Source organism: Streptomyces sp. NPDC093089 (assembly GCF_044754405.1).
GTDB lineage: Bacteria > Actinomycetota > Actinomycetes > Streptomycetales > Streptomycetaceae > Streptomyces.
This window is the reverse complement of sequence record NZ_JBIVPA010000005.1, coordinates 436,386-461,892: the sequence shown is the minus strand read 5'-3', so window position 1 is coordinate 461,892 and position 25,507 is coordinate 436,386. Positions and strand designations below refer to the sequence as shown.

The 25,507-nt window shown below is 75.6% G+C and carries 21 protein-coding genes and 1 pseudogene; 13 read left to right on the top strand and 9 right to left on the bottom strand.

Annotated features, from left to right (window positions below; all coding sequences use genetic code 11):
• Window positions 1-93 precede the first annotated feature (93 nt).
• The 3 genes from ACIQFX_RS14775 to ACIQFX_RS14765 form a co-directional block, all read right to left on the bottom strand.
• Window positions 94-801, bottom strand: a complete 708-nt coding sequence (locus ACIQFX_RS14775) for a DsbA family oxidoreductase (RefSeq protein ID WP_402462614.1) — start codon at window positions 799-801, stop codon at window positions 94-96.
• Between the two features lie 64 nt (window positions 802-865).
• Window positions 866-1,342 carry a GNAT family N-acetyltransferase gene (locus tag ACIQFX_RS14770; protein WP_402462612.1) on the bottom strand — a complete coding sequence of 159 codons (477 nt, stop codon included), beginning with the start codon at window positions 1,340-1,342 and terminating at the stop codon, window positions 866-868.
• A gap of 234 nt (window positions 1,343-1,576) precedes the next feature.
• Complete coding sequence (locus ACIQFX_RS14765) at window positions 1,577-2,641, bottom strand: GlxA family transcriptional regulator (protein ID WP_402462609.1); 1,065 nt, start codon at window positions 2,639-2,641, stop codon at window positions 1,577-1,579.
• Between the two features lie 70 nt (window positions 2,642-2,711).
• Between ACIQFX_RS14765 and ACIQFX_RS14760 the strand changes: the two genes are divergently transcribed.
• The gene (locus ACIQFX_RS14760; RefSeq protein ID WP_402462606.1) at window positions 2,712-4,082 is read left to right on the top strand and encodes an MFS transporter; all 1,371 of its coding nucleotides are present in this window, start codon (window positions 2,712-2,714) and stop codon (window positions 4,080-4,082) included.
• 21 nt (window positions 4,083-4,103) lie between these two features.
• Here ACIQFX_RS14760 and ACIQFX_RS14755 read toward each other — a convergent pair.
• Window positions 4,104-4,316, bottom strand: a pseudogene (locus tag ACIQFX_RS14755) (helix-turn-helix domain-containing protein); the annotation flags it as partial.
• Between ACIQFX_RS14755 and ACIQFX_RS14750 the strand changes: the two are divergent.
• Window positions 4,269-4,448: a zinc-binding dehydrogenase gene (locus ACIQFX_RS14750; protein WP_402462604.1), complete on the top strand. Its 180-nt coding sequence runs from the start codon at window positions 4,269-4,271 to the stop codon at window positions 4,446-4,448. The pseudogene ACIQFX_RS14755 and the gene ACIQFX_RS14750 sit on opposite strands and share 48 nt — an antisense overlap.
• Window positions 4,449-4,451: 3 nt before the next feature.
• On the opposite strand, the gene ACIQFX_RS14745 is transcribed toward ACIQFX_RS14750, so the two are convergent.
• Window positions 4,452-5,957, bottom strand: coding sequence for an aldehyde dehydrogenase (NADP(+)) (locus ACIQFX_RS14745; RefSeq protein WP_402462601.1), 1,506 nt, complete (start codon window positions 5,955-5,957; stop codon window positions 4,452-4,454).
• 162 nt (window positions 5,958-6,119) lie between these two features.
• Between ACIQFX_RS14745 and ACIQFX_RS14740 the strand changes: the two genes are divergently transcribed.
• Window positions 6,120-6,890, top strand: coding sequence for an IclR family transcriptional regulator (locus ACIQFX_RS14740; protein WP_402462598.1), 771 nt, complete (start codon window positions 6,120-6,122; stop codon window positions 6,888-6,890).
• Between the two features lie 99 nt (window positions 6,891-6,989).
• Here ACIQFX_RS14740 and ACIQFX_RS14735 read toward each other — a convergent pair whose 3' ends face one another.
• Window positions 6,990-7,487 (bottom strand): cupin domain-containing protein, encoded by a 498-nt coding sequence (locus ACIQFX_RS14735; RefSeq protein WP_402462595.1) that lies wholly within the window; start codon window positions 7,485-7,487, stop codon window positions 6,990-6,992.
• A 175-nt stretch (window positions 7,488-7,662) separates the two neighbouring features.
• Here ACIQFX_RS14735 and ACIQFX_RS14730 point away from each other — a divergent pair, with 175 nt between their 5' ends.
• From ACIQFX_RS14730 to ACIQFX_RS14720, 3 genes are read left to right on the top strand one after another with little or no spacing between them, the layout of a single operon-like run.
• Window positions 7,663-8,658: a hypothetical protein gene (locus tag ACIQFX_RS14730; RefSeq protein WP_402462592.1), complete on the top strand. Its 996-nt coding sequence runs from the start codon at window positions 7,663-7,665 to the stop codon at window positions 8,656-8,658.
• The gene (locus tag ACIQFX_RS14725; protein WP_402462589.1) at window positions 8,655-9,899 is read left to right on the top strand and encodes a sensor histidine kinase; all 1,245 of its coding nucleotides are present in this window, start codon (window positions 8,655-8,657) and stop codon (window positions 9,897-9,899) included. The genes ACIQFX_RS14730 and ACIQFX_RS14725 overlap by 4 nt, the downstream gene beginning before the upstream one ends.
• A gap of 8 nt (window positions 9,900-9,907) precedes the next feature.
• A complete protein-coding gene (locus ACIQFX_RS14720; protein ID WP_402462876.1) occupies window positions 9,908-10,555 on the top strand; it encodes a response regulator in 648 nt (215 codons plus the stop codon).
• Window positions 10,556-10,730: 175 nt separating this feature from the next.
• Here the strand turns inward: ACIQFX_RS14720 and ACIQFX_RS14715 are convergent, their stop codons facing one another.
• Window positions 10,731-11,819 (bottom strand): hypothetical protein, encoded by a 1,089-nt coding sequence (locus tag ACIQFX_RS14715; RefSeq protein WP_402462586.1) that lies wholly within the window; start codon window positions 11,817-11,819, stop codon window positions 10,731-10,733.
• 174 nt (window positions 11,820-11,993) lie between these two features.
• Between ACIQFX_RS14715 and ACIQFX_RS14710 the strand changes: the two genes are divergently transcribed.
• From ACIQFX_RS14710 to ACIQFX_RS14685, 6 genes are all read left to right on the top strand, one after another.
• Entirely contained in the window at window positions 11,994-13,442 is a 1,449-nt protein-coding gene (locus tag ACIQFX_RS14710) for a peptidoglycan D,D-transpeptidase FtsI family protein (RefSeq protein ID WP_402462583.1), read from the top strand.
• Between the two features lie 155 nt (window positions 13,443-13,597).
• On the top strand, window positions 13,598-14,008 hold the full coding sequence (locus tag ACIQFX_RS14705) for a hypothetical protein (RefSeq protein ID WP_402462873.1): 411 nt from the start codon (window positions 13,598-13,600) through the stop codon (window positions 14,006-14,008).
• Between the two features lie 115 nt (window positions 14,009-14,123).
• Window positions 14,124-15,404 carry an MFS transporter gene (locus ACIQFX_RS14700; RefSeq protein ID WP_402462580.1) on the top strand — a complete coding sequence of 427 codons (1,281 nt, stop codon included), beginning with the start codon at window positions 14,124-14,126 and terminating at the stop codon, window positions 15,402-15,404.
• Entirely contained in the window at window positions 15,334-17,400 is a 2,067-nt protein-coding gene (locus tag ACIQFX_RS14695; protein ID WP_402462576.1) for a SpoIIE family protein phosphatase, read from the top strand. Before ACIQFX_RS14700 ends, ACIQFX_RS14695 begins: the two co-directional genes overlap by 71 nt.
• Window positions 17,397-20,201, top strand: coding sequence for a SpoIIE family protein phosphatase (locus ACIQFX_RS14690; RefSeq protein WP_402462573.1), 2,805 nt, complete (start codon window positions 17,397-17,399; stop codon window positions 20,199-20,201). Before ACIQFX_RS14695 ends, ACIQFX_RS14690 begins: the two co-directional genes overlap by 4 nt.
• A 202-nt stretch (window positions 20,202-20,403) precedes the next feature.
• Window positions 20,404-21,624, top strand: a complete 1,221-nt coding sequence (locus tag ACIQFX_RS14685) for an amidohydrolase (RefSeq protein ID WP_402462871.1) — start codon at window positions 20,404-20,406, stop codon at window positions 21,622-21,624.
• Between the two features lie 38 nt (window positions 21,625-21,662).
• Here ACIQFX_RS14685 and ACIQFX_RS14680 read toward each other — a convergent pair whose 3' ends face one another.
• Window positions 21,663-23,129 (bottom strand): APC family permease, encoded by a 1,467-nt coding sequence (locus tag ACIQFX_RS14680; RefSeq protein ID WP_402462570.1) that lies wholly within the window; start codon window positions 23,127-23,129, stop codon window positions 21,663-21,665.
• Window positions 23,126-24,367: an amidohydrolase gene (locus ACIQFX_RS14675; RefSeq protein WP_402462567.1), complete on the bottom strand. Its 1,242-nt coding sequence runs from the start codon at window positions 24,365-24,367 to the stop codon at window positions 23,126-23,128. The genes ACIQFX_RS14680 and ACIQFX_RS14675 overlap by 4 nt, the downstream gene beginning before the upstream one ends.
• 213 nt (window positions 24,368-24,580) lie before the next feature.
• Here ACIQFX_RS14675 and ACIQFX_RS14670 point away from each other — a divergent pair, with 213 nt between their 5' ends.
• Window positions 24,581-25,282, top strand: a complete 702-nt coding sequence (locus ACIQFX_RS14670) for a GntR family transcriptional regulator (RefSeq protein ID WP_402462564.1) — start codon at window positions 24,581-24,583, stop codon at window positions 25,280-25,282.
• The last annotated feature ends 225 nt before the right edge of the window (window positions 25,283-25,507 follow it).

Genomic DNA, 25,507 nt, shown 5'->3' with positions numbered 1-25,507 from the left:
ATTCCCCACGATCACCCGTCAATGGCGACTCGACCGTGGGGAGATCCAAGCCGCGCTTATCCTCGCAGGTCAGAGTATCCGCAGGTCAGGCCGTCAGGCCTGGGGAACCTCGCAGGCTCCGTCCGGTCCGCAGACCTCCGCGTCGGCACCGACCGGCTGGAGCGCCCGGCCCTGCCAGGCCTGTTCGAGGGCCTGGGTGAAGACCTCGGCGGGCTGGCCGCCGGAGACGCCGTAGCGGCGGTCGAGGACGAAGAACGGCACGCCGTTGGCGCCGAGCTCGGCGGCCTCGCGCTCGTCCTCCCGTACGGCGTCGGCGTACGCGGTCCCGTCGGCGAGGACGGCCCGCACCTCGGTCTCGTCGAGGCCGGCCTCGACGCCGAGCGCCACCAGGGTCCCGGCGTCGAAGACGGAGCGCTCCTCGGCGAAGTGGGCGCGGTAGGCCAGGTCGAGCAGCTCGCTCTGCCGGCCGTGCGCCTTGGCGAGGTGGAGCAGCCGGTGGATGTCGAAGGTGTTGCCGTGGTCGCGGCCCTCGGTCAGGTAGGCGAGGCCTTCGGAGTGCGCGTTGGAGGCGACGTGCGCCTCCATGGCGCGGGCCTCGTCGAGGGTGCGGCCGTACTTCTTCGCCAGCATGTCGAGGACGGGTGCCCGGTCGCCCTTGGGGCTGTTCGGGTCGAGCTCGAAGGAGCGGTGCACGACCTCGACGTCGTCGCGGTGGGCGAAGGCCGCCAGCCCCTTCTCGAAGCGGGCCTTGCCGATGTAGCACCAGGGGCAGGCGATGTCGCTCCAGATCTCGACGCGCATGTGACTTCTCTCCGAGGGGTGCCGGTGGGTGTTCCGTACGGTCGAACGCCCCGGCCGGCCTCCCTCATTCCTCGTCCGGCCCCAGTGTGAGCCGGAGCACGAGGTGGTCGCCGTCGCGCGGGTGCTCCGGGTCCGGGGTCCAGCCGTGGGCGGCGTAGAAGGCCTGGGCGCGCTCGTTCTTCTCGAAGACCTCCAGGCGGGCGCCGGTCACCCCGGCCTCGCGCCAGGCGTCGACGCAGGCGGCGTGGAGTTCGGCGCCGACTCCGACGCGCCAGCGGGAGGGCAGGACGTGCAGCTGGGAGAGGGTCATGACGCCGTCCCTGACGCCGGACGCGGCGATGCCGACGACCCGGCCGCCGCGCTCGGCACACAGCACCCGGCCGCCGTCGACGGCCGCCGCCCAGGCCGCCCGGGAGCGCGCCAGCGCCTCGGGCCCCTCGAAGTCGGCGTCGGGGACGTGGCCGCGGTAGTAGGTGGCGCGGGCCTCGGTGTGGAGGGCGACGACGGCGTCGAGGTCGTCCGCGGTGGCGAGTCTGATCATGACCTCTCAGGACGCGGCGGACACGGCCCCGGTTCCGGTGGCGGCCCCGCCGGACGGCTCAGGCCCGGGGTCCGCCGGACGGCTCAGGCCCGGGGTCCGCCGGACGGCTCAGGCCCGGGGTCCGCCGTACGGCTCAGGCCCGGGGTCCGCCGTACGGCTCAGGTCCGGGGTCCGCCGGACGACCCGGGGCTCCGCCGGACGGTCCGGGGCTCCGCCGGACGGCCTCGGACTCCCTCAGGCGGTCCCGGCCTCCGCCGGACGGCCCGGGGCTCCGTCAGACTGTCCAGGGCTCACTCGGACCGTCCCGGCCCCCGTGGGACGGTCCGCGCCCGTGAGCCGGTTGAACGAGGAGCGGTAGGCGCTCGGGGTGAGGCCGGTGCGGCGCAGGAGGTGGCCGCGCAGGGAGTCCGCGGTGCCGAGGCCGCTGGCGCGGGCCACCTGGTCCATGGCGAGCGGGGTGGTCTCCAGGAGCTCCTTCGCCCGCTCGACGCGCTGGTGCAGCAGCCACTGGAGCGGGCTGACGCCGGTCTCGGCGTGGAAGCGGCGCGAGAGGGTGCGGACGGAGACCCCGGCGTGCCGGGCGAGGTCGGTGAGGCCGAGCGGTTCGTCGAGGTGCGCCATGGCCCACGCGCGGGTGTCGGCGAACGAGACCCCCCGCTCGGGCGGCAGCGGGGTCTGGGTGAACTGGGCCTGGCCGCCGGGACGTACGGGTGCGACGAGGGCGAGCCGCGCGACGGTGTTGGCGACGGCGGCGCCGTGGTCGGTGCGGATGACGTGCAGGCAGAGGTCGATGCCCGCCGCGTACCCGGAGGAGGTGAGGACGGGACCGTCCTGGACGAACAGCACGTCGCCCTGGAGGCCGACGGCCGGGTGCCGGTCGGCGAGTTGCTGCCGGTACGCCCCGTACGTCGTCGCCGCCCGGCCGTCGAGCAGTCCGGCCTCGGCGAGCGCGAAGGCTCCGGTGCAGAGGAAGGCGATCCGCTTGCCCGCGGCGGCGGCCCCGCGCAGCGCGTCCAGGACGCGCGGGTCGGTGTCGGTGGCGGCGCCGCTGCCCGCGAGGACGACGGTGTCGGCGCCGGCCACGGCGTCGAGGCCGTGCGGGACGACCAGGTCGAGGCCGCCGGTGGTGGCGACGGGCCCGGGGTCGGGGGTGCAGATGACCGTCTCGTACCCGGGCCGGCCGTCGATCTCGACCTTGCCGAACAGCATCTCGGGGATGGCCAGGTTGAACATCGAGACGGGCGGGACGGCGATCACGGCGACGCTCCGGACGGCCCGGGTGCGGGGCTCGACGGTCATGGCCAGAACCTCCGGGCATATGGCATTCGGGCCACTACTGTACGTACCCGCCCGTCACGAAGCTGGGCGCATGTCCTCGACAGCCCGTACCGCGCTCCCCGTCCCCCGTCCGCCCACCGCCGCTCCCGGGCGCTCCCCCGGCCCCGCCCTGGCCACCGCGATGCTCGGGTTCGCGCTCATCACCCTCGACACCTCGGTCGTCAACGTGGCGCTGCCCGCGATCGGCGCCGACCTGCGGGCCGGGATGTCCGGCCTCTCGTGGGTGGTCGACGCGTACACGCTGGCCTTCGCCGCGCTGCTGCTCTCCAGCGGGGCGCTCGCGGACCGGGTCGGGGCGAGCCGGGCGTACGGGGCCGGGGTCGTGCTCTTCACCCTCGCCTCGGCCGCCTGCGGCATCGCCCCCGGGCTTCCGGCGCTGCTCGGTGCCCGCGCGGTGCAGGGCGTGGCGGCGGCCGTGATGCTGCCGGCCTCGCTGGCCCTCGTCCGGGAGGCGTACGGCGATCCGGGGCGACGGGCCCGGGCGGTGTCGCTGTGGGCGGCGGGCGGCACGGTCGCGGTGGCGCTCGGCCCGGTCGCGGGCGGGGCGCTGACGACGGCCTGGAGCTGGCGCGGCGTCTTCTTCGTCAACCTCCCCCTCGGGCTCGCCGCCCTCGTCCTGCTGGCCCGGGTGGCCCGCTCGGAGCAACGGCCGGCCCCGCTCGACCTGCCGGGGCAGCTGACGGCGGTGGGGGCGCTCGGGGCGCTGACCTTCGCCGCCGTCGAGGGCGGCCCGGAGGCGTGGTGGGCGCTGGGGGTCGCGGTGGTCTCGTTCGCCGCGTTCCTCCTGATCGAGGCGCGGCGGCGGCACCCGATGGTGCCCCTCGCGCTGTTCCGGAACACGACGGTGGCGGTCGCGGTGGCGGCGGGCTCGGCGAACAGCGTGGCCTTCTACGGCATGCTCTTCGTCTTCAGCCTCTTCTTCCAGCAGGTCCTCGGTCTGTCGGCGCTCGGCGCGGGGCTGATGTTCCTGCCGATGGCGGGGCTGCTCGCCGGGGTGAACGTCCTCTCGGCGCGGGTGGCGGCGCGGTACGGGGCGAAGGTCCCGATCGTGGTGGGCCAGGTGGTGGCGGTGGCCGGTCTGCTCGGCCTGCTCACCGTGGACGCGGAATCCTCCCGGGCGGCCCAGGCCCTGCTGCTGGTGCCGCTCGCGCTCGGCGCGGGCTTCTCCCTGCCGCCGCTGATCGCCTCGATGATGGAGGCCGTCCCCGCGGAGCGCGCCGGCACGGCGGCGGGGCTCCTGAACGCGGTCCGGCAGACGGCGGGCGGCCTCGCCGTCGCGGTGTTCGGGTCCCTCGCGGCCCGGGACCTCACGGCGGCCCTGCGGACCGGCCTCCTCGTCAGCGCCGCCCTGCTGGCCCTGACGACCCTGGCGTCGCTGCGCCTGCCGGGCCGCCGGGGCTGAGCAACAGGACCCCCGAGCGGGTCACGCGCCCTTGGGGTACCGGCCCGGCGCCACGCCGTACTCGACCTTGAAGGCCTTGGCGAAGGCGAACTCCGAGGAGTGTCCCGAGCGTTGGGCCACGACGCGGAGCGGGAGGTCGGCGGAGCGGAGGAGGCGGCCGGCCGCGGTCATGCGCCACCAGGTGAGGTGGGCGAGGGGGCGCGGCCGACGAGGGCGGCGGGCGAAGGGGGCGCGGGGCTGCGGGACGGCTCCCTGGCGCCGGTGATCGCCGAGACCCTCGAGGGTCTGGAGCGGATCGCCGACGCCCACCGGCTGATGGAGTCGAACACGCACCTGGGGAAGATCGTGGTGCGGGTGGGGCACTGAGGCTCAGCGCCTCGGCACGCCCAGCGGGTTGTCGTCGCGGAGCTCCGGCGGGAGGAGCCGGTCGGGGGTGGACTGGTAGGTGACCGGGCGCAGCCAGCGCTCGATCGCGGTCGCGCCGACGGAGGTGCTGGTGGAGGTGGTGGCCGGGTAGGGGCCGCCGTGGTGCTGGGCGGGCGCGACGGCGACGCCGGTGGGCCAGCCGTTGACGAGCACGCGGCCGGCCAGCGGGGTGAGTTCGGCGAGCAGCGGGGCGGCGTCGGGGTCCCCGGCGTCCTCCGCGGCGATGTGCAGGGTGGCGGTGAGGTTGCCGGGCAGCAGGCGGAGGACGGCGGTGACCTCCTCGCGGGAGGAGTAGCGGGCGACGACGGTGACGGGGCCGAAGCACTCCTCCAGGAGGAGGAGGAGGTGGCCGCCTCCGGCGAGCCGGTCGGCGTCGACGTCGAGGACGCCGGCGCTGACGGTGTGCTCGCCGCCCGCGCCGGGCGTCACGGTGGTGCGCACCCCGTCGAGCGCGGCCCGCTCGGCGACGCCGGAGACGAAGGCGTCCCGCATCCGGTGGTCGAGCATCACGGCCGGTTCGGTCTCGCTGACCGCGGCGGTGAGCGCGGCGAGGAAGCGGTCGCCGTCCTCGCCGCGGGGGGCCAGGACGAGGCCGGGCTTGGTGCAGAACTGGCCCGCGCCCAGGGTCATGGAGCCGGCGAGGCCGCCGCCGATCTCCTCGGCCCGCTCCCCGGCGGCGGCCGGGGTGACGACGACCGGGTTGAGGGAGCCGAGTTCGCCGTGGAAGGGGATGGGTGCGGGGCGGGCGGCGGCCGCGTCGAAGAGGGCCCGGCCGCCGCGGATCGAGCCGGTGAAGCCGGCGGCCGCGACGAGCGGGTGGCGGACGAGCTCGACGCCCGCGTCGAAGCCGTGGACGAGGACGACGACGTCCTCGGGGAGGCCGGTCTTGGCGGCGGCCCGGCGCAGCAGGGTGGCGCAGAGTTCGGAGGTGGCCGGGTGGTCGGGGTGGGCCTTGACCACGACGGGGCAGCCGGCCGCGAGGGCGCTGGCGGTGTCGCCGCCGGGGACGGAGAAGGCGAGCGGGAAGTTGCTTGCGGCGTAGACGGCGACGACGCCGAGCGGGATCTTCCAGCGCCGCAGGTCGGGCCGGGGCGGGGTGGCGGCGGGGTCGGGGAGGTCGATCCGCACGTCGAGGAAGGAGCCCTCCTCGACGACGTCGGCGAAGGCCCTCAACTGGGCTGTGGTGCGGGCGAGTTCGCCGGTGAGGCGGACGGGCCCGAGGGCGGTCTCGGCGTCGGCGGCCTCGGCGATCTGCTCGCCGGCCCCGTCGAGGAGGTCGGCGGCGGTACGGAGGAAGGCGGCCCGCGCGGTGCGGTCGGCGAGCGCCTCGCGGGTGGCGTGCGCCGCCCGGACGGCCCGGTCGACCTCGTCCTTCGTGGCCTCCACCGCAACCTGTTCGCGCGGCTTCCCCGTCCGGGGGTCCACACTCCACACTGGTTCTGCCGCCACCGCCACGCCCCTGTTCGCTATTCTGAACACAGTTCCCGTAGATGAACGCATCTGGGCGGGACTCTATTGACGGCCCGGGCGTCTCCACAAGGGCCCCGACCGGCCGGGACGGCCGGTCGGCGACGGGGTGGGCGGCCGGACAACGGAAAAGGGGTGAGGGTCATGGCGACTGCCGACGCGGGTGGGGCACAGGTGAAGTCCGCCGTGCGGACCGTGGAGCTGCTCGAGTACTTCGCCGGGCGCCCCGGGATGCATTCGCTCGCCGCCGTCCAGGAGGCCGTCGGCTACCCCAAGTCCAGCCTGTACATGCTGCTGCGCACCCTGGTCGAGCTCGGCTGGGTGGAGACGGACTCCACCGGCACCCGGTACGGCATCGGGGTGCGGGCGCTGCTCGTGGGCACCTCGTACATCGACGGCGACGAGGTGGTGGCCGCCTCCCGGCCCACCCTGGACCGACTCTCCGACGACACCACCGAGACCATCCACCTGGCACGCCTCGACGGCACGAACGTGGTCTACCTGGCGACCCGCCAGTCCCAGCACTACCTGCGGCCCTTCACCCGGGTCGGCCGCCGACTGCCCGCGCACTCGACCTCGCTCGGCAAGGCGCTGCTCGCCACCCACACCGACGAGCAGGTGCGCAAGCTGCTCCCGGAGACCCTCCCGGCACTGACCGAGCACACCCTCACCGACCGCGAGAAGCTCATCGAGGAACTGCAGCTCATCCGCGAGCAGGGCTACGCGGTGGACCGCGAGGAGAACACCCTCGGCCTGCGCTGCTTCGGCGTCGCCATCCCGTACCGGACCCCGGCCCGGGACGCGATCAGCTGCTCGGTGCCGGTGGCGCGGCTCACCCCGGCCCACGAGCAGATGATCAAGGACGCCCTGTTCGACGCGCGGGACCGGCTGACGCTCGCGACCCGCCGCCTCTGACCACGCTCGACCCGCCGCCTCCGACCACGCGCGGTCGGCCCGCCTCCGATCGGACGCGGTCGACCCGCCCCTGATCACACGCCGCCGGCCCGCCCCCGGTCACGCACGGTCGGCGAGGACCCGCTGCCAGACCGGGCTGTCGACGTAGTGGTTGTCGTACCGCTCCGAGGACGCCTTGATCTCCTCGAAGCCCGCCTCGCCGCGCATGACCCGGCCGAGGAGGCGCAGGTAGTCGAAGCGGGCCATGCCGGGCGTGAAGACGAAGAGCACGTCGGCCTCGGCGCCGGGCGCCGCCGCGAAGGCGTGCGGGGTGTGCGGCGGGACGAGGAGGAAGTCGCCCTGCTCCAGGACGGTCAACTCCTCGCCGACCAGGACCTGGAGCGAGCCGCCGAGCACGAAGAACATCTCGGAGGCCTTGGTGTGGAAGTGCGCCGGAGCCCCGACCGCGCCCTTCGCGAACGAGGAGCGGTAGCTGGTGAGCTGTCCGCCGGTGGTGTCGGAGTCGGCGAGCAGGGTCATCACACTGCTCGGGTCGGCGGTGGTCTCGGCGGTGGCGGCGCGGGCCAGGAGCGGGGCGAGGGTCGCGTTCTCGTTCATGATCACTACCCTAGAACGTCATTGACCCTTGAGCTGGGTTCAATCGATCATCGAAAAGATGGGTCAATTCCGGTTCCCCGGCGGCCATGGGAGGACCGCCTCTCCCCCACGCGGGGGAGGCGGTTCCCCTGTCAGAAGGAGGTGGGGAGGCCGGTCAGGGCGGGAGCCTGGAGCCATGACACAGACCGCGCATCTCCCCGCCCCGGCGCCCGGCGCCGACCGTCGCCCCGGCACCCTCCGCCGCGTGCTGCGCGTCCTCGCGATCCTCGCCTGCCTCCCGTACATCTCGCTGAAGGTCGTCTGGGTGGCGGGCGGCGAGATCGGCATACCGGCCGGGAGCGTGCTCCTGGAGCACCGGCAGATGATGCTGATCGCCAACGCGGTCTCGGTGGTCGCCGACGTCCTCGTCGTCGTCCTCGCCCTGCTGCTCACCCAGGACTGGGGCCGGCGGTTCCCCGCCTGGCTGCTCGCCCTCCCCATGTGGGCGGCGACCGGACTGCTCACCCCGATCATGACCGGCTACCCGGCACAGCTCGCGGTCGCCCTCGTCACCGGCGACGAGGAGGCCGCCACGCCGAGCGAACCCTTCCTGGACGACTGGGTCTTCGCCGTCGTCTACGGCGGCTTCATCCTCCAGGGCCTCTCCCTGGGCGCCCTCTTCGCCCTGTACGCCCGGGACCGCTGGGGGCACATCTGGCGGGGCCGGCTCGGCGAGCTGCCCGCCCGCACGTCCGGGCCCGGGGCACGGGCCCTCGCCCTCGCCGGCGCGGTGGTCGCGCTCCTGCCCGCCTCCCTCCACCTGCTGTGGGTGACCGGCTCGACCACGGGGCTGTCCGCCCGGCGCATCGCCGAACGCGACTCCGACTTCTACGTCCTGGAGGCCGAACGGCTCGCCTTCCTCCTCGTCGCCGTCGCCTTCACCCTCTTCCTCGTGCTGCGGCGGCCCGCGCGGCTCCGGATGCGCACCACGCTGGCCCTTGCCTGGACGGCCTCGGCCGCCGTGGGCTGCTGGGGCGCCTACCTGTCGCTCGTCGCCCTGCTGCCGGACCCCGATCCGGCCAAGCGCGTCCCCGAGCTCGTACAGCTGTCCTACGCTGGCGAAATGATCACCGGGTTCCTCCTCGCCGCGTGCGTGGCACTGTTCCTGCGGCGGCGGAGCGCCGGGGCATGAGACCGGTCGCGGCCCTGTTCGGGCAGCGGGCCAGGCTCCGCTGGCTCCATCTGATCCTGGGCGGCGCCCTGTTCATGCCCTTCTGGATGGTCGGCTCGCTCGCCGCGGCGCCGCTGCTCGGCGGCGGCGGCCTGTTCACCGGCGGCCTCGGGGTGCAGCTCGGGGCGTACGCGGCGGGGCTGCCGCTCGCCGCCGTCACCGCCCTCTTCCCCCTGGCCCGGCCGATGTCGGTGGCGGCCGCGCGGGCGCTGTGCGGAGTGCCCGCGGACCGGTTCGCCGACGGTCCGGCGCACGGCCGGACGGAGAAGGCCAGGACGGCCGGCTGGTTCAGCCTGCACCTGGGCGTCGGCGCGCTGATCAGCGGGGCGAGCCTGGCGCTGCCGCCGTTCGCGGCGGCGGTGATGGCGCTGCCGTTCTCCCCGGCGCTCCGGGAGTCCGAACTGGGCCGGACCTGGGGGCTCGACCGGCCCGGATGGGTCTGGGCGGGGCTCCCGGCCGGGCTGCTCATGCTGCTCGCGCTGGCCGCCGCTGCCGCCGCCACCGGGACCCTGCTCGCCCGGCAGGCGCCCCGGCTGCTCGGGCCGAGCCCGGCGGACCTCCTCGCGGCGGCCGAGCGCCGCGCGGCGGAGGCCGAGTCCCGCAACCGCCTCGCCCGCGAGCTGCACGACTCGGTCGGCCACGCGCTGAGCGCGGTCACCCTCCAGGCGGGCGCGGCCCGCCGGGTCCTGGACGGCGACCGGGCCGACCTGGAGTTCGTACGGGAGGCGCTGACCGCCATCGAGGAGACCACCCGGCGCACGGTCGGGGAGCTGGACTGGGTCCTGGGGGTCCTGCGGGACGACGGGGAGGCGGAGCGGCCCGGCTCCGGCCCCGGCCCGGGGCTCGACTCCCTGGAGGCCCTGGTGCGGGGCGCGGGACCGCGGGTGACCCTGACCGTCTCCGGGGACCTGGACCCCGTACCGGAGGCGCTGTCCCGCGAGGCGTACCGGATCGTCCAGGAAGGGCTGACCAACGCGGCCCGGCACGCGGGCGGCGCGCCCGTCGCCGTACGGCTCGACGCACGGACCGAGGAATGGGAGATCACCATGGAGAACCCCCTGCCCGAGCGGCCCCCGGTCGCCCGCCCGCACGGCGGGCGCGGCCTGCGCGGGGTCGGCGAGCGGGCCCGGCTGTTCGGCGGCACCGCCGAGGCGGGCCCGGTGGACGGCGTCTGGCGCCTCGCGGTCAGGATTCCCCGGTGAGCGCCCCGATCAGGGTCGTGCTCGCCGACGACGAGCGGATGGTGCGGACCGCCCTGCGGGTGATCCTCGACGCCGAGCCCGACCTGGAGGTCGTCGGCGAGGCGGCCACCGGCGCCGAGGCGGTCTCGGTGGTGCGGGCCGCGCATCCGGACGTGGTCCTGATGGACGTCCGCATGCCGGAGATCGACGGCATCCGGGCCACCGAGCAGATCCTCGCCGGCACGGCCCGGGCGCCCCGGATCGTCGTCGTCACCACCTTCGAGAACGACTCCTACGTGTACGACGCGCTGCGCGTCGGCGCCGCCGGCTTCCTGCTGAAGCGGGCGGCGGCGGAGGAGCTGGTGAGCGCGGTCCGCCTGGTCGCCCGCAGCGACTCGCTGCTCTACCCGGCCGCCGTCCGGGGCCTGGCGGCCGAACACGCCCGCCGCCGTCCGCCGGCCGCCCCTCCCTGGGTCGCCCGGCTCACCGAGCGGGAGTCGGAGGTCCTGCGGCTGGTGGCGGCCGGCCTCACGAACGCCGAGATAGCCGAGCGCATCGGCGTCGGCCCCGCCACCGTGAAGACGCACGTCGCGGGGGTCCTGGCGAAGCTCGGCGCCCGCGACCGCACGCAGGCGGTGATCCTGGCGTACGAGTCGGGGTTCGTGCGGACGGGGTGAGGCGGCCGGGTCGGGCGGACGGGTGAGGCCGACGGGTGGGGCGGCCCGTCCGGCCACCGGGGCTTCCGTAGGGACCCCGTGTCCCGTCGTTCAGGACCCCGTGGCCTTCAGGACCTCGTGGCGTTCAGGACCCCGTGGCCTTCAGGACCCCGTGACCTTCAGGACCCCGTGGCCTTCAGGATCTCGTGGCGTTCCAGCAGCCGCCTTCGGCGTCGGTCATCGGCCGGGTGCGGTCGTAGGGGTCGACCGTCCGGTCGCTCCGGCCGGCGCCCGATCCGCCGCCGCCGAACTCCGGCCGGAGATAGCCGGTGAGGTTGTCGCAGCCGCCGTTGGTCGTCTCGGCCCGGTACGACAGCACGGTGAGGGTCTCCTTCTCGGTCGTCACCTTCGCCGGATCGTCCCAGCTCACCACGGTCTCCCGCCGCACGATCACGCGCACCACCTCGTCGCCGCCGCCCGCCGGGGCGACCGGGTAGACGTAGGTGACGTCGGCGGTCACCTCCAGGGCCCCGCGCTTCCCCTCCCGGTAGGTGAGGCGCCCGCGGGTCTTGACCGCGTCCCCGACGAGGCGGGCCTGCGCCGGGTCGAAGCGGCTGAAGAGCGTCAGCGGGTCGTGGTCCTCGCCCGGTGTGCGCAGCGCGGCCGTGACGAAGGAGCGCATGTCCGGCTGGTGCGGGTTGATCAGGGCGACCGCCTTGTCCGGGTGTCCGCCCCGCAGCACGGCCGGGTCCAGGCTGGCGGCGGCGAGGAAGTCGCGGGTCCGCGCGAGCGCCCGCGCGACCTCGTCCCGCGTCATCCATCCGGTCGCCCGGGCGGCGGGCACGGTGATGCCGGCCGTGCCGTCCGCCCAGCGGACCGCGGGGGACCCCCGGAACGGCTCGGCGAGCGTGGCCCGCCCCCCCGGCTCCTCGGGAGGCGCCTGCGTCGGCCGCTCCGTCTCCTGTGCCAGCGGCCGCGCGGCCGCGTCGTCGCCACCGGACGACCACCCGACGAACCCTCCCGGGTCCACGGCCACGACGAGGAGGGCCAGGGCGGCCACGAAGCCCGCCACGTACCAGCCCTTCCTCCGCCGACGGCGTACGGGCGTGTGCGCCCGCCACGCCGTCGGCTCCGCGGGCTCCGCCCTCAGCCGGGCCGCCACCTCGCGGGCCCGCGCCGACGGCTCCTTCGGGGCGTCCGCCGTACCGTCGGCCGAGGTCCGCAGGAACTGCTCCCACACCTCGTCCGGCACGTCCGGACCGCCGTGCTCCCCGCCCTTGCCCACAACCGACTCCCCACCGTGCGCGTCTTCGGCCCCTCCCCCGGGGCCTCCGCATGATCACACACCCGGCGCGGGGGCCCGACACGAAGGTTCGCCGGCGGCCCGACATGAAGGTTCGCTGAGAAACCGGGCACATCCGGAACGTCCGTCACCGGTCCGTTCGTCCCCACAGGTGCGATGAACAAGACGATCAGGCACACGTCGGTCTTCGTGCTGCTCCTGGTGCTGGCCCTGCTGGGCCGGGCCACCTGGGTGCAGGCGTACGAAGGCAAGGCGCTCGCGGACGACTCGAAGAACCGGCGGAAGACCATCGCGCAGTACGCGCAGCCGCTCGGCAACATCGTCGTGGCCGGCTCGCCGGTCACCGGCTCGAAGAAGACGAAGGGAGGGGACCTCGCCTACCAGCGCACCTACACGGACGGCGAGCTGTACGCGGCGGTCACGGGCTACAGCTCGCAGGCGTACGGCGCCACGCAGCTGGAGGGCATCTACTCCGGCGTCCTCGACGGCACCGACGACCGGCTGAAGAACCCGCTGGACGCCGTCACCCGCAAACAGCAGGCGCCGGGCACGGTCGTCACCACGATCGACCCGGACGTGCAGAAGGCCGCCTACCGGGCGCTCGGCGGCAAGAAGGGCGCGGCCGTCGCCGTCGACCCGGTGACCGGCCGGATCCTCGCCATGGCGTCCACCCCGTCCTACGACCCGTCGAAGATCGCCGGGACGACGGGCGGGGACGCCTGGAAGGCGCTGACCACCGACGAGGACAAGCCGATGGTCAACCGGGCCCTGCGGCAGCCGCTGCCGCCCGGCTCGACGTTCAAGCTGGTCGTCGCGGCGGCGGCCCTGGAGGACGGGCTCTACGGCTCGGTGGACACGGCTACGGAGAGCCCCGACCCGTACACGCTGCCGGGCACCCGGAGGGTCCTGCCAAACGAGAACGCGTCCGCACCCTGCGAGAACGCCACGATCCGCACCGCGCTCCGGTACTCCTGCAACAACGTCTTCGGCAAGATGGCGGCCGACCTGGGGCAGGACAAGGTGAAGGCGATGGCGGAGAAGTTCGGCTTCAACGACGACGCGCTCGACGTACCGGTCCGCGCCTACGCCAGCGTGTACCCCTCCGGCATGGACGAGGCCCAGACGGCGCTGACCGGCATCGGCCAGTTCGACGTCACGGCCACCCCCCTCCAGATGGCCATGGTGTCGGCCGCGATCGCCAACGACGGGCTCCTCGCGGCCCCGCACATGGTCTCGGAGGTCGTCGACTCCGACGGCGACGCGCTGACCTCGTACAAGGACGGGGACACCCGGCGGATCGTCTCCTCCTCGACGGCCGAGCAGCTGCGGAGCGCGATGGTGACCGTGGTCGAGAAGGGCACGGGCGGCAACGCGGCCGTGGCCGGGGCCGAGGTCGGCGGCAAGACCGGCACGGCGCAGCACGGCGAGAACAACAGCAAGACGCCGTACGCCTGGTTCATCTCCTACGCCAAGGACCCGTCCACCGGGAAGCAGGTCGCCGTCGCGGTGATGATCGAGGACTCGGGCGCCGCCCGCTCCGAGGTCAGCGGCAACGGCCTGGCGGCTCCGGTGGCGCAGAGGATGATGGCGGCGGCGCTGAAGTGACGGGGGACGGGGGCCGATTGGCCGCCGGGCCCCGTCACACGATATGCAGGGGCACACCCCGTGATCGAGAACGTGTTCGCATCGCGGGGCGTGCCCCTGCTCCCGTCCCACGGAGGACCGCCGTGCGCCTGCCCCGTTCCCTGTCCGGCTGGACCATGGCGGTCTTCGGCGTGCTCGCCGCCGCGCTCGGGGTGGTGGGCCTGGTCGCCCCGGACGCCCTTCTCACCGTCATGGGCTTCGAGCCGGTGCCCGAGGGCGGACGCGCGGACGGGGACCACACCCTGGTCTTCCTCACGGCCTCCTCCATGGCGGCGCTCAACATGGGCGTCTACTACGTGCTGGCCGCCCTCGCCGACTGGAAGCCCTTCTTCCGGTGGACGGTCCCCTTCCGTCTCCTCACCTGCGCGGTCTTCACCCTCGCCGTCGTCACCGGCCGCGCCCCCGCCGGCTTCCTCGGCGTCGGCCTCTGGGAGGGACTCGGCGCGGTGGTGACGGGAGCCGCGCTGCGCCACGAGCGCCGGGGGACGCCCCTCACGGGCGTCGGACCCGAGTCGGACACCGCCTGAGGACCTCCGCACCGGATCCGGCGGCCTGACACAGGGCGTCCGCCGCCCGTCTCATGCCCCGGCGTAGGGCGGTCGACCGATCCGCGGGGGCCTCCTCAGAGGTCAGGCTGCGGGCATGCGCGGGTATCTGGCGGGTGTGGTCGTGTCCGGATTCGGCACGACGGCGATGTGGCTGGTGTCGGGGATCTGGGTGAAGTCCCTGACGGGGTCGGACGGTCTGGCGGCCCTGACCGCGTTCGCCCTCTGGGCGCCGGTGCTGCTGGGGCCGCTGCTCGGCACGGTCGCGGACCGGGTGCGGCGCCGACCCCTGCTGGTCGTCCTGAACGCGGCGATGGCGGCCCTGCTGCCGCTCCTCCTGTGGGTGGAGTCGGCGGACCGGGTGTGGCTGCTGTTCGCGGTGCTCGTGCTCTACGGGGCGCAGGGCGCGGTGCACGAGGCGGCGGAGCAGGCGCTGGTGGCGACGGTTCTCGACGAGGGGCGGCTCGGCAGGTTCAACGGGCTGCGGATGAGCGCGAACGAGTCGACGAAGCTGGTCGCGCCGCTGGTGGCGGCGGGGCTCTTCGCCCGGTACGGCGGCGGCACCGTCGCCCTCCTGGACGCGGCGAGCTTCGCGGTCGCGGCGGCGGTGTTCGCGCTGATGCCGGTGCGCGAGCCGAGGCCCGCGCGGCCCGCGGCCCGCCGCTGGTGGCGCGGGACGGCCGAGGGCGTCCGACTGCTGCGGGCCTCGCCGGTGCTGCGGCCGCTGGTGGCGACGGGCGCCGTCACGATGCTGCTCGCCGGGGTCAACGGGGCCGCGATCTACGCCGTGGTCGACCGGGTGCTCGGGCACGCGCCCGCGTACGCCGGTGTGCTGTACGCGGTCCAGGGCGCGGGGTCGGTCCTCGCCGGCCTGGTCACCGGCCCGCTGCTCCGCCGGATCCCGGAGCGGACGCTCGCCGCCGCCGGCCTCGCGCTCTTCGCGGCGGCGGTGGGGGTACGGGCGCTGCCGTACGGGGCGACGGCCCTGGCGGCGAGCGCGGTCATCGGGCTCGGTCTTCCGTGGGTGCTCGTCGCGGTGGTGACCGCGGTGCAGCGGGAGGCCCCCGCCGAGGCCGTGGGCCGGGTCGCCGCGACCGCGCAGACCCTCGTCCTCGCCCCCAACGCGGTGGCCCTCGCGCTCGGCGCGGGCCTGGTCGCGGTGGTCGACGTCCGGGTCCTGCTGCCGCTGCTCGCGCTGACCGGCCTGGCCTGGGCCGCGGGCCTCGGCGCGCGGACTCGGCGCGCGGCCGGACCGGGGGGCGGGGAGCATGGAGGGAGGCGTGCGGCCCCGGCGGGAGGAGGGCAGGGTGACGGCCGGTTCGTTTCCGGGGACGACGGGGCCGGTCGGCGTGCCCCTGGACGGCAAGGGACTCCTTGACGTCCTCGGGGTGGCGGCCGTCGTGGTGGACGCGCGGGGCCGGATCGTGCTGTGGAGCCCCCAGGCGGAGGACCTCTTCGGCTTCCGGGCGGACGAGGCGCTCGGCCGGTACGTGGCCCGGCTGATCGTCGGCCCCGAGCACCGGGAGGAGGCGATCCGCCTCTTCGGCGAGGTGCTGCGCGGCGGCACGACCTGGTCGGGCACCTTTCCCGTACGGCACAAGGACGGGACCGACCGGCAGGTGGAGTTCCGGAACATGCGGCTCGCCGACGACCGGGGGTCGCTGTACGCGCTCGGGATCGCCGCCGACCGCTCCGCCGTCGAACGGGTCGAGACCGAGCTCGCCCTCTCCGACCGGCTGGTCACCCAGTCGCCGATCGGCCTCGCCCTGCTCGACACCGAGCTGCGGTACGTCCTGGTGAACCCTGCCCTCGAACGGATCAACGGCATCCCGGCCGCGCTGCACGTGGGGCGGCGGCTCGGCGACATGCTGCCGATGCTCGACACCGGAGGCCTCGAAGCGGCGCTGCGCGCCGTGCTCGCCACCGGGGAGCCGCTGCTCGACCACGCCACGACGGGCCGGACCCCCGCCGACCCGGACCACGACCACGCCTGGTCGGTGTCGCTGTCCCGCCTGGAGGGGACCGAGGGCCGGGTCCTGGGGGTCGCGGTGTCGGTGATCGACGTGACCGAGCGGCACCGGGCGGACGCGGCGGCGGACCGGTCCCGGCGGCGGCTCGCGCTCATCGCGGACGCCTCGGCCCGGGTGGGCACCACCCTGGAGGTGGAGCGGACCGCCGACGAGCTGGCCGCGGTGGTGGTGCCGGAGCTGGCGGACATCGCCGCCGTCGACGTCCTGGACTCGGTCCTCGCACTGCGCAGGCCGGGCGCGCCCGAGGAGGGGCCCGAGCTGTTCCGCGCGCTCGCGGTGAAGGCCGCGGGCCGGACGGAGGCGCTGCCGGCGGCCGACCCGCCCGGGGAGGTCGCCGTGTACGGGGCGGACCGGCTGGTCACCCGGTGCGTGCACACCGGGCTGCCGGTCCTGGTGGAGCACGTCGGCCCGGGGGACCTGTCCCGGATCGCCCGGAGCCCGCAGGCGGCGGAGCTGCTCGCGCGGGCCGGGGTGCACTCGTACCTGGCGGTGCCGCTGATCGCGCGCGGCGAGGTGCTCGGGGCCCTCGACCTGAAGCGGGACCGGAACGCGCTGCCGTTCGACGGCGACGACGTGCTCCTCGCGACGGAGCTGGCGGCGCGGGCCGCGGTGAGCATCGACAACGCCCGCTGGTACCAGAGCGTGCGGAACTCGGCGGTGACGCTCCAGCGCAGCCTGCTGCCGGGCGCGCCGCCCGACCTGCCGGGGCTGGAGATCGCGGCCCGGTACCAGCCGGCGCAGGCGTCGAGCGAGGTCGGCGGCGACTGGTACGACGTGATCCAGCTGCCGGACGACAAGACGGCGCTGGTCGTCGGGGACGTGATGGGCAGCGGGATCGACGCGGCGGCGACGATGGGCCGGCTGCGCACCGCCACCTGCGCCTTCGCCGACCTGGACCTGTCCCCCGCGCAGGTGCTGCGGCATCTGGACCGGATCACGGCTGGCCTGGAGCACTACATCGCGACGTGCCTGTTCGCCGTCCACGACCCGGTCCGCGACCGGTGCCGGATCGCGAACGCGGGCCATCTGCCGCCCGTACGGGTCCCGGCGGACGGGCCGGCCGAGCTGGTGCGGCTGTCGACGGGGGTGCCGCTGGGGGTCGGCGGCGGCTCGTTCCACACGGCGCGGGTGCCGTTCCGGCCCGGGGACCGGCTGGTGCTGTACACGGACGGGCTGATCGAGACCCGGGACGAGGCGATCGACGAGCGGCTCGCGCTGCTGGTGGGCCTGCTCGACGAGGCGCGCGGGCCCCTGGAGGAGACCTGCGACCTGCTGCTGCGGGCGCTGCGCCGGCCGGGTGCACCGGACGACGTGGCGCTGCTCATCGCGCGGAGCACGGGATGACGGCCCGGAACGGCTCCGGTGCGGGCCGGTGGAGGAGACGGGGGCGGGGCGGGGCGCGCGGACGGGCGTCGGGTGAGCGGGCGACGGGGCTGCGGAGCCTCGCCGGGCAGGTGTTCGTCCTGGAGGCGCTGATCGCGCTCCTGGTGATCGCGGCGGCGGTGTTCGTGACGTTCCACCAGGCGCGGCAGGACACCGAGCGGGACGCCCGGATCCGCTCGCTCGCCGTCGCGGAGGGTTTTGCGCACGCCCCGGGCGTCGACGCGGCGCTGATGTCGCCCGATCCGACGGCGGCGCTCCAGAACCGGGCGGAGGCGACCCGGCGGGCCACCGGCGTCGACTTCATCGCGGTCCTGAGCCCGTCGGGGGTGCGGTACACCGATTCGGAGCCGGAGCTGATCGGCCGGAAGGCGACCGGGGACCTGACGCGGGCGGCGGTGGACGGCGAGTCGTTCACCGAGCTGTTCCGGGGCGCGCCGAACGACGCGGTGCGGGCCGTGGTACCCGTGGTGGACGAGCAGGGCCGGGTCGTCGGCATGGTGAGCAGCGGCATCGAGGTGGAGAGCATCGCGCACGCGGTGCAGGGGCGGTTGCCGCTGCTGATCGGTGCGGCGGGCGGCGCGCTGGCGCTCGCGGTGGGCGGGGCGGCGCTGGTGAGCCGGCGGCTGCGGCGGCAGACGCACGGGCTCGGGCCGGCGGAGATGACGCGGATGAAGGAGCACCACGAGGCGGTGCTGCACGCGGTCCGCGAAGGGGTGCTGATCGTGGGGGCCGACCGCCGGCTGCTGCTGGCCAACGACGAGGCCCGCCGGCTGCTGGGGCTCGGTCCGGACGCGGAGCGCCGGCACGTCTCCGAGCTCGGTCTCGATCCCCGTACGGTCGAGCTCCTGGAGTCGGGGCGGTCGGCGACGGACGAGGTGCACCGGGCGGGCGACCGGCTGCTCGCGGTGAGCGTGCGGCCGACCGTCGCGGGCGGGGCGGAGTCCGGGTGCGTGATGACGATGCGGGACACCACCGAGCTGGCGGCGCTGACGGGCCGGGCGGCGGTGGCGCGCGGCCGGCTCCAGCTGCTGTACGAGGCGGGGGTGCGGATCGGGACGACGCTGGAGGTGGTGCGGACGGCGGAGGAGCTGGCGGAGGTGGCGGTGCCGCGGTTCGCGGACTTCGCCACGGTGGAGCTCCTGGAGCCGGTGCTGCGCGGGGAGGAGCCGCCGGAGGCCGGGGTGGCGACCACGGAGCTGCGGCGGACGGCGATGAGCGGGCTGCGGCCCGACCAGCCGCTCCAGGCGGTCGGGGACACGATCCGCTTCGACGTGCCGAGCACGCCGATGGCGAAGGCCCTGAACGCGGGGCACGCGGTGGTGCAGGCGGAGCTGGCGTCGGCGGAGGGCTGGCGGGCGCAGGACCCGGAGGGTGCGGCGCGGGCGCTGGCGTACGGGATGCACTCGCTGCTCACGGTGCCGCTGCTGGCCCGCGGGGTGGTCCTCGGGATGGCGAACTTCTGGCGGGCGGACACCCCTGAGCCGTTCGGGGAGGAGGACCTGTCGTTCGCGGAGGAGCTGGCGGCGCGGGCGGCGGTGGCGATCGACAACGCGCGCCGGTTCACCCGGGAGCACGCGATGGCGGTGACGCTGCAGCGGAGCCTGCTGCCGCGGGTGCTGCCGGAGCTGAGCGCGGTGGACGTGGCGTACCGCTACCTCCCGGCGAAGGCGGGGGTGGGCGGCGACTGGTTCGACGTGATCCCGCTGCCGGGGGCGCGGGTGGCGCTGGTGGTGGGGGACGTGGTGGGGCACGGGCTGCACGCGGCGGCGACGATGGGGCGGCTGCGGACGGCGGTGCACAACTTCTCGACCCTGGACGTGCCGCCGGACGAGCTCCTCGGCCACCTCGACGAGCTGACGGGCCGGATCGACGACCGGGAGCCGGAGGAGCCGGACGCGGAGGGGCGGCGGCGCGACGAGGGCATCACGGGCGCGACCTGCCTGTACGCGATCTACGATCCGGCGTCGGGGCTGTGCACGGTGGCGAGCGCGGGGCACCCCGGGCCGGCGCTGGTGGGTCCGGACGGGAAGGTCGAGTTCCCCGAGCTGGCGCCGGGGCTGCCGCTGGGGCTCGGGCTCGGCGACGTGCCGTTCGAGGCGACGGAGCTGCGGCTGGCGGAGGGGAGCAAGCTGGTCCTGTTCACGGACGGGCTCCTGGAGGACCACGGGCGGGACCTGGACGCGGGGATCGGGCTGCTGCGGTCCACCCTGTCCCGTCCGGACCGGAGTCCGGAGCAGACCTGCGCGGACGCCCTGGCGACGCTGCTGTCGCCGGTGCCCCGCGACGACATCGCGCTCCTCGTGGCGCGGACCCGGCTGCTGGACCGGGAGCGGATCGCGGAGTGGGAGGTGGCGCGGGACCCGTCGGCGGTCTCGCCGGTGCGGAACGCGGCGGCGGCGAAGCTGGCGGAGTGGGGGCTCGACGGCTTGGCCTTCTCGGCGGAGCTGGTGCTCAGCGAGCTGATCACGAACGCGGTGCGGTACGGGGCGGATCCGGTGCGGGTCCGGCTGCTCCACGACCGGTTCCTGATCTGCGAGGTGTCGGACGGCAGCAGTACGTCTCCGCATTTGCGGCACGCGGCGACGACGGACGAGGGCGGGCGCGGGCTGTACCTGGTCGCCCAGTACGCGGACCGGTGGGGCACCCGGTACGCCCGGCGCGGGAAGACGATCTGGGCCGAGCTGCGGGTGGGCTCGGACGAGGCGGAGCCGGTGGCGATGGCGGTGCCGGACCTGGACGCGCTGGAGGACCTGGGCTGGTGAGGGGCGCGGGCGGGTGCGGTGGCCCAGGGGAGGGGAGGTGCGGTGCGGTGGGTCCAGGTGCGGGTGAGGGGCGGTGCGGCGGGTCCGGGGTGCGGGTCCGGGGTGCGGGTGCTGGGCGGCGGGTCCGGGGTGCGGTGCGGCGGGCTCCCCGGAGGGCCCGTGGTATACCAGATCTCGGCATCATCACCCGTACGCCGTCCGCATCCGAGGAGACCCCGTGACCCCGCCGCCGCCCCGCACCGCGACCCTGTTCCACGACGTCCGGCCGTACGGCGGCCCGGCCCGCGACCTGATCGCGGTGGACGGACTGCTGGCCGCGGAGGTCCCGGACGGCGCCGTCGTGGAGCGGGTCGACGGCGGCGGGCGGCTGGCCCTGCCGACCCTCGTCGACGCGCACATCCACCCCGACAAGACCTCCTGGGGCGAGCCCTGGCACAGCAGGCGCCCCGCGCACGGCATCGCCGAGTACGTCGCCGGGGACGTGGAGCTCGCCCGCGCCCTGCCGGCCCCGGTGGGCGAGCGGGCGCTGCGGCTGATGTCCCACGCGGTCACGCGGGGCACCCGGGCGATGCGCGCCCACGCGGACGTGGCCCCGGCGTACGGGCTCGCCGGCATCGAGGGCGTCGCCGAGGCCGCCGGGAAGCTCGCCGGGGTCCTCGACGTGGAGCTGGTCGCCTTCCCCCAGCACGGCGTCGTCCGGACCCCCGGGGTGGCCGAGCTCCTGGCGGAGGCGGCGGCGAGCGGGCTCGTCACCCACATCGGCGGCATCGACCCGGCGGGGTTCGACGCGGACGGCGGCCACGACGGCGACCAGCTGGGCACGGTCTTCGCCCTCGCCGAGGAGTACGGGCTCGGCCTCGACATCCACCTCCACGACCGCGGCGAGCAGGGCCTCGCCCCGCTGCGGGACATCGCCGCCCGCACCCGCGCCCTCGGGCTCCAGGGCCGGGTGAGCGTGGCACACGCGTTCGCGGTCGCGGGCCTGGGCGGCCGGGAGCTCGACGAGACGGCCGACCTGCTCGCGGAGGCCGGGATCGCGCTCACCACGGTCGCCCTCTCGGTGACCACGATCCTGCCCTTCCGCCGGCTGGCCGAGCGCGGGGTGCGGGTCGGACTCGGCTCGGACGGGGTGCGGGACAGCTGGAGCCCGTTCGGCAACGCGGACATGCTGCACCGCGCCTGGCTCGCCGCCTGGGCCCTCGACCTGCGGCTCGACGAGGAGCTGGAGGCCTGCTTCCGGCTCGCCGCCGACGGGGGCGCCGAGTTCCTCGGCCTCCCGGCGGCCGACCTCCGGCCGGGCTCCCCCGCCGACTTCATGCTCCTCGACGGCGAGTGCACCCCCCAGGCCGTGGTGGACCTGCCCGGCCGCGACCTCGTGGTCCGCGCGGGCCGGGTGGTGGCCCGGGACGGCCGCCTGGTGTGACGTACGGGGCGGGGGCCGGACCGCGCCCCCGTACGCCCTCAGTCGCGCTCCACGTCCACCGTCGTCAGCGAGGCGTACCGCTCCGGGTCCGTGCGCCGGATGCGGAGGGCGACGAGGAGACCGGCGGCGAGCACCAGGGGCAGCGGCACCAGGAGGGCGGTGTTCACCGCGCCGGTGCGGCCGGTCAGCAGGTCGAAGTGGACCACGGCGAGGACCGTGAGGACCGCGAGGCCCGCGCAGGAGACGAGCGGCGCCCAGACGACCCGGGCGGCCGAGAGGCCCATGCGGTCGCGGCGGAAGTAGGACCAGACGGCGAGCGCGGCGAGGGCCTGCATGCCCATGATGCCGAGGACGCCGACGCTGTTGGTCCAGAGGAAGACCTCGCCGTACGGGTCGGCGGCGAGCAGCGCGCCCACGGCGACGACGGCCGCGTTGAAAGCGGTCTGCGCGACGACGGCGCCGCCCGGCGAGCCGTGCTTCCCGGAGACCCGGCCGAGGCGCCGGGGCAGCAGGCCCTCGCGGCCGAGGGCGTAGAGGTAGCGGGCGGCGGCGTTGTGGAAGGCGAGGGTGGCGGCGAAGGCGCTGACCACGATGAGCCCGTGCATGGCGTCCGCGAGCCACGGGCCGGCGTACAGCTCGGCGGCCCGGAAGGTCAGTTCGGGTCCGTCGGCGGCGCGGGCCAGCTCCACGGCGCGGTCCGTGCCGAAGGCGCCCATGATCAGCCAGCAGCCGGCCGCGTAGAAGACGGCGAGGAAGCCGATCGCGATGAAGGTGGCCCGGGGCACGGTCCGGTGCGGCTCGCGCACCTCCTCGGCGAAGATCGCGGTGGCCTCGAAGCCGGTGAAGGCCCCGATGACCAGGACGAACATGCCCGCGACGCCGCCGGCGGCGAGCGTGGAGGGGGCGAAGGACGCGGTGTCGAGGGCGGCCGCGCCGCGCTCGCCGAGGATGCCGGCGTCCATGACGACCAGCGACAGGACCTCCAGGACCAGGGCGATGCCCAGGACCTTGGCGCTGAGCGTGACCTTCAGCCAGCCGAGGGCGCCGACGCCGAGGACGCAGAGCCCGGAGAGCAGCCACCACGGCACGTCGGCGCCGGTGGCGTCCCGGATCGAACCGGCGGCGAAGTAGCCGAAGGCGGCGGCGACGCCCGGGGTGACGAGGTTGTAGGAGACGACGGCGACGTACGCGGTGCCGACGCCGAGGGTGCGGCCGAGGCCGCGGGCGACGTACGCGTAGAACGCCCCGGCGTTGCGGACGTGCAGGCTCATCGCGGTGAAGCCGGCCGCGAAGAGGGCGAGCAGGGCGCCGGAGACGAGGTAGGCGAGCGGGGCGCCGGGGCCGCCGATGCCGATGGCGAAGGGGGCGACGCCGGCGAGGACGGTGAGCGGCGCGGCGGCGGCCACGACGAAGAAGACGAGGTCGAAGGTGCCGATCCGGCCGGCGGCGAGCTTCTCCGCCGCGGGGGCCGCCGGGGTCGCGCGGGCGGTGCTGTCGGTGCTCATGTCGCTCCTCCGGCGGACGGGACGATCTCGGGGTACGCGTCGTCGGCGAAGGGCCCGACGATCCGGCCGGCGTGCAGCACGAGCAGCCGGCGGGGGTGGGCGGCGACGGCCTCGGGCACGGAGCCGGCGGCGACCGCGACGAGGTCGGCGCGGGCTCCGGGGGTGATCCCGTAGTCGTCGAGGCCGAGCGCGGCGGCGGCCTCGTCGGTGACGAGGGAGGCGGCGGCGCGCAGTTCGGGGTCGGTCATGAGCCCGGCCCTGAGGCCGATGATCGTGGCGCGTTCGAGCATGTCGGCGGTGCCGTAGGGCCACCAGGTGTCGCGGATGTTGTCGGAGCCGGCGAAGACCCGGACGCCGTGCTCGCGCAGCCGGAGGACGGGCGGCAGGGGGCCGCTGGGCCCGTTGGTCATGATGGCGACGCCGGCGGCGGCCAGGGCGGCGCAGGTGCGGTCGAGTTCGGTGTCGTCGACGTCGCCGAGCGCGTAGGCGTGGCTGACGGCGACCCGGCCGCCGAGGCCGAGGGCGGCGGTGCGGGCGGCGATGTCCCGCAGCTGGGCGGTGCCGGTCTCGCCGCCGTCGTGGAGGTGCAGGTCGATGCCCTTGCCGTGGCGCTCGGCGAGGCCGAAGACGGTGTCGAGCTGGCCGGCGGCGTCGCCGTCGAAGCCCACCGGGTCGAGTCCGCCGACGAGGTCGGCGCCGTCGGCGAGGGCCGCGTCGAGGAGGCCGGCGACGCCCGGGGCGGTGACGACGCCGCTCTGCGGGAAGGCCACCAGCTGGATGCCGAGCCGGTCGCGGAACTCCTCGCGGACGCGGAGGAGGGCGTGCAGGTGGTCGAGGCCGGTGTCCGGGTCCACGTCGACGTGCGAGCGGACGTGTCCGGTGCCGAGGGAGACCATCCGGCGGGCGAGGGCGGCGGCCCGCTCGGCGACGGGCACCTCGGCGGTGCGGCGGGAGGCGCGCTCGGCGGCGATCTGCTCCCGCAGGGTGGTGGTGGCGCGGTGCGGGCGCCAGGGCCCGCCGAGGAGGGTCTTGTCGAGGTGGGCGTGGCCGTCGACGAGCGCGGGCAGCAGGAGCGCGCCGCCGAGGTGGAGGGCGCCGGGCGGGGTGGGGCGGCCGGGGACGTGGGCCTCGACGGCGTGCACGCGGCCGTCGCGGAGATGGACGTCGGCGGTGCGCCCGTCGGGGAGGCCGGCGCCGAGGAGGGCGGTGGGCGGAGGCGGGGCGGGGGCCTCGCTCATGGTGGCTCCTTCGAGTGGTTCGTTCGGGTCGCGGAGGGCGCGGGGTCGCGGGGTCGCGGCGGAATCCCCCTGGTGACCGCGGTGCGGCGTCAACGTATCTGGTATACCGAATACCAGGCAATGGCTTGCGGCCCTGTACTTCACCGGCCGCCCGAACCGGTCTGCGAAGATCGGAGGACCACCGCCCCGCACCTCCCGACTGGAGCCGTCCCCATGACCACGCCCCGCCCCGCCGCCGGCAGCTCCGCCATCGGGGACAGCCACCCGTCCCTGCGCGAGCGCGTGTACGTGGAGCTGCGCGAGCGGATCATCGAGGCGGAGTACCCGGCGGGCACCCGGCTGGTGGAGCGGGAGATCGCCGAGGAGCTGCGGGTCTCCCGGGTGCCGGTGCGCGAGGCGATGCAGCGGCTCGAATCGGAGGGCTTCCTCTCCGTGCGGCCGCGCCGGGGCTCGGTGGTCGCGGACTTCGGCCCGCGCGACGCCGCCTACCTCTTCGACGTGCGGGAGAACCTGGAGGGCCTCGCCGCCCGCCTCGCCGCCCGGCACGCCACCCCCGCCCAACTCCGCGACCTGGAGGGCCTCCTGGCCCGCGCCAGGAAGGCGGCCGAGTCCGGGCGCCTGCGCGAGGCGGTCTCCCTCAACGCCGACTTCCACCGGCGGATCGTCGAACTCTCCGGCAACCCGCTCCTGGTGGACCTGATGGCCCCGCTCGACTCCCGCCTGCGCCGCCTCTTCCGGCTCACCTCCGCCCAGTCCGACGGCGAACCGATGTGCGGGGCCCACGAGCGGCTCTACGCGGCGGTCCGCGACCGCGACGAGGACGGCGCCGAGACGCTGGCGCGCGCCCACGTCGCGGACACCCGCGCCTCGACGGAACGCCTGCTCGCCGCCCTGCCGGACGAGGACACCGACTAGGAGGCGTGTCCTGCCGATCAGGCCGGATCGGCGTGCGTGCCGGGCCCCGCAAGCCCGGCCGGATCGGCAGGACGCCCCTCAGCCCGGCCGGATGCCGGACACCCACCGGCCCGGCCGGATGTGAGACACACGTGCGCACGGCGGCTACCGGACGGGCGGCCTGTGGGCCGCGGCAGGGGTCCCGTCCGGCATGGTGGTGATCGGCTCGGGCCTGGCGGCGTTCGG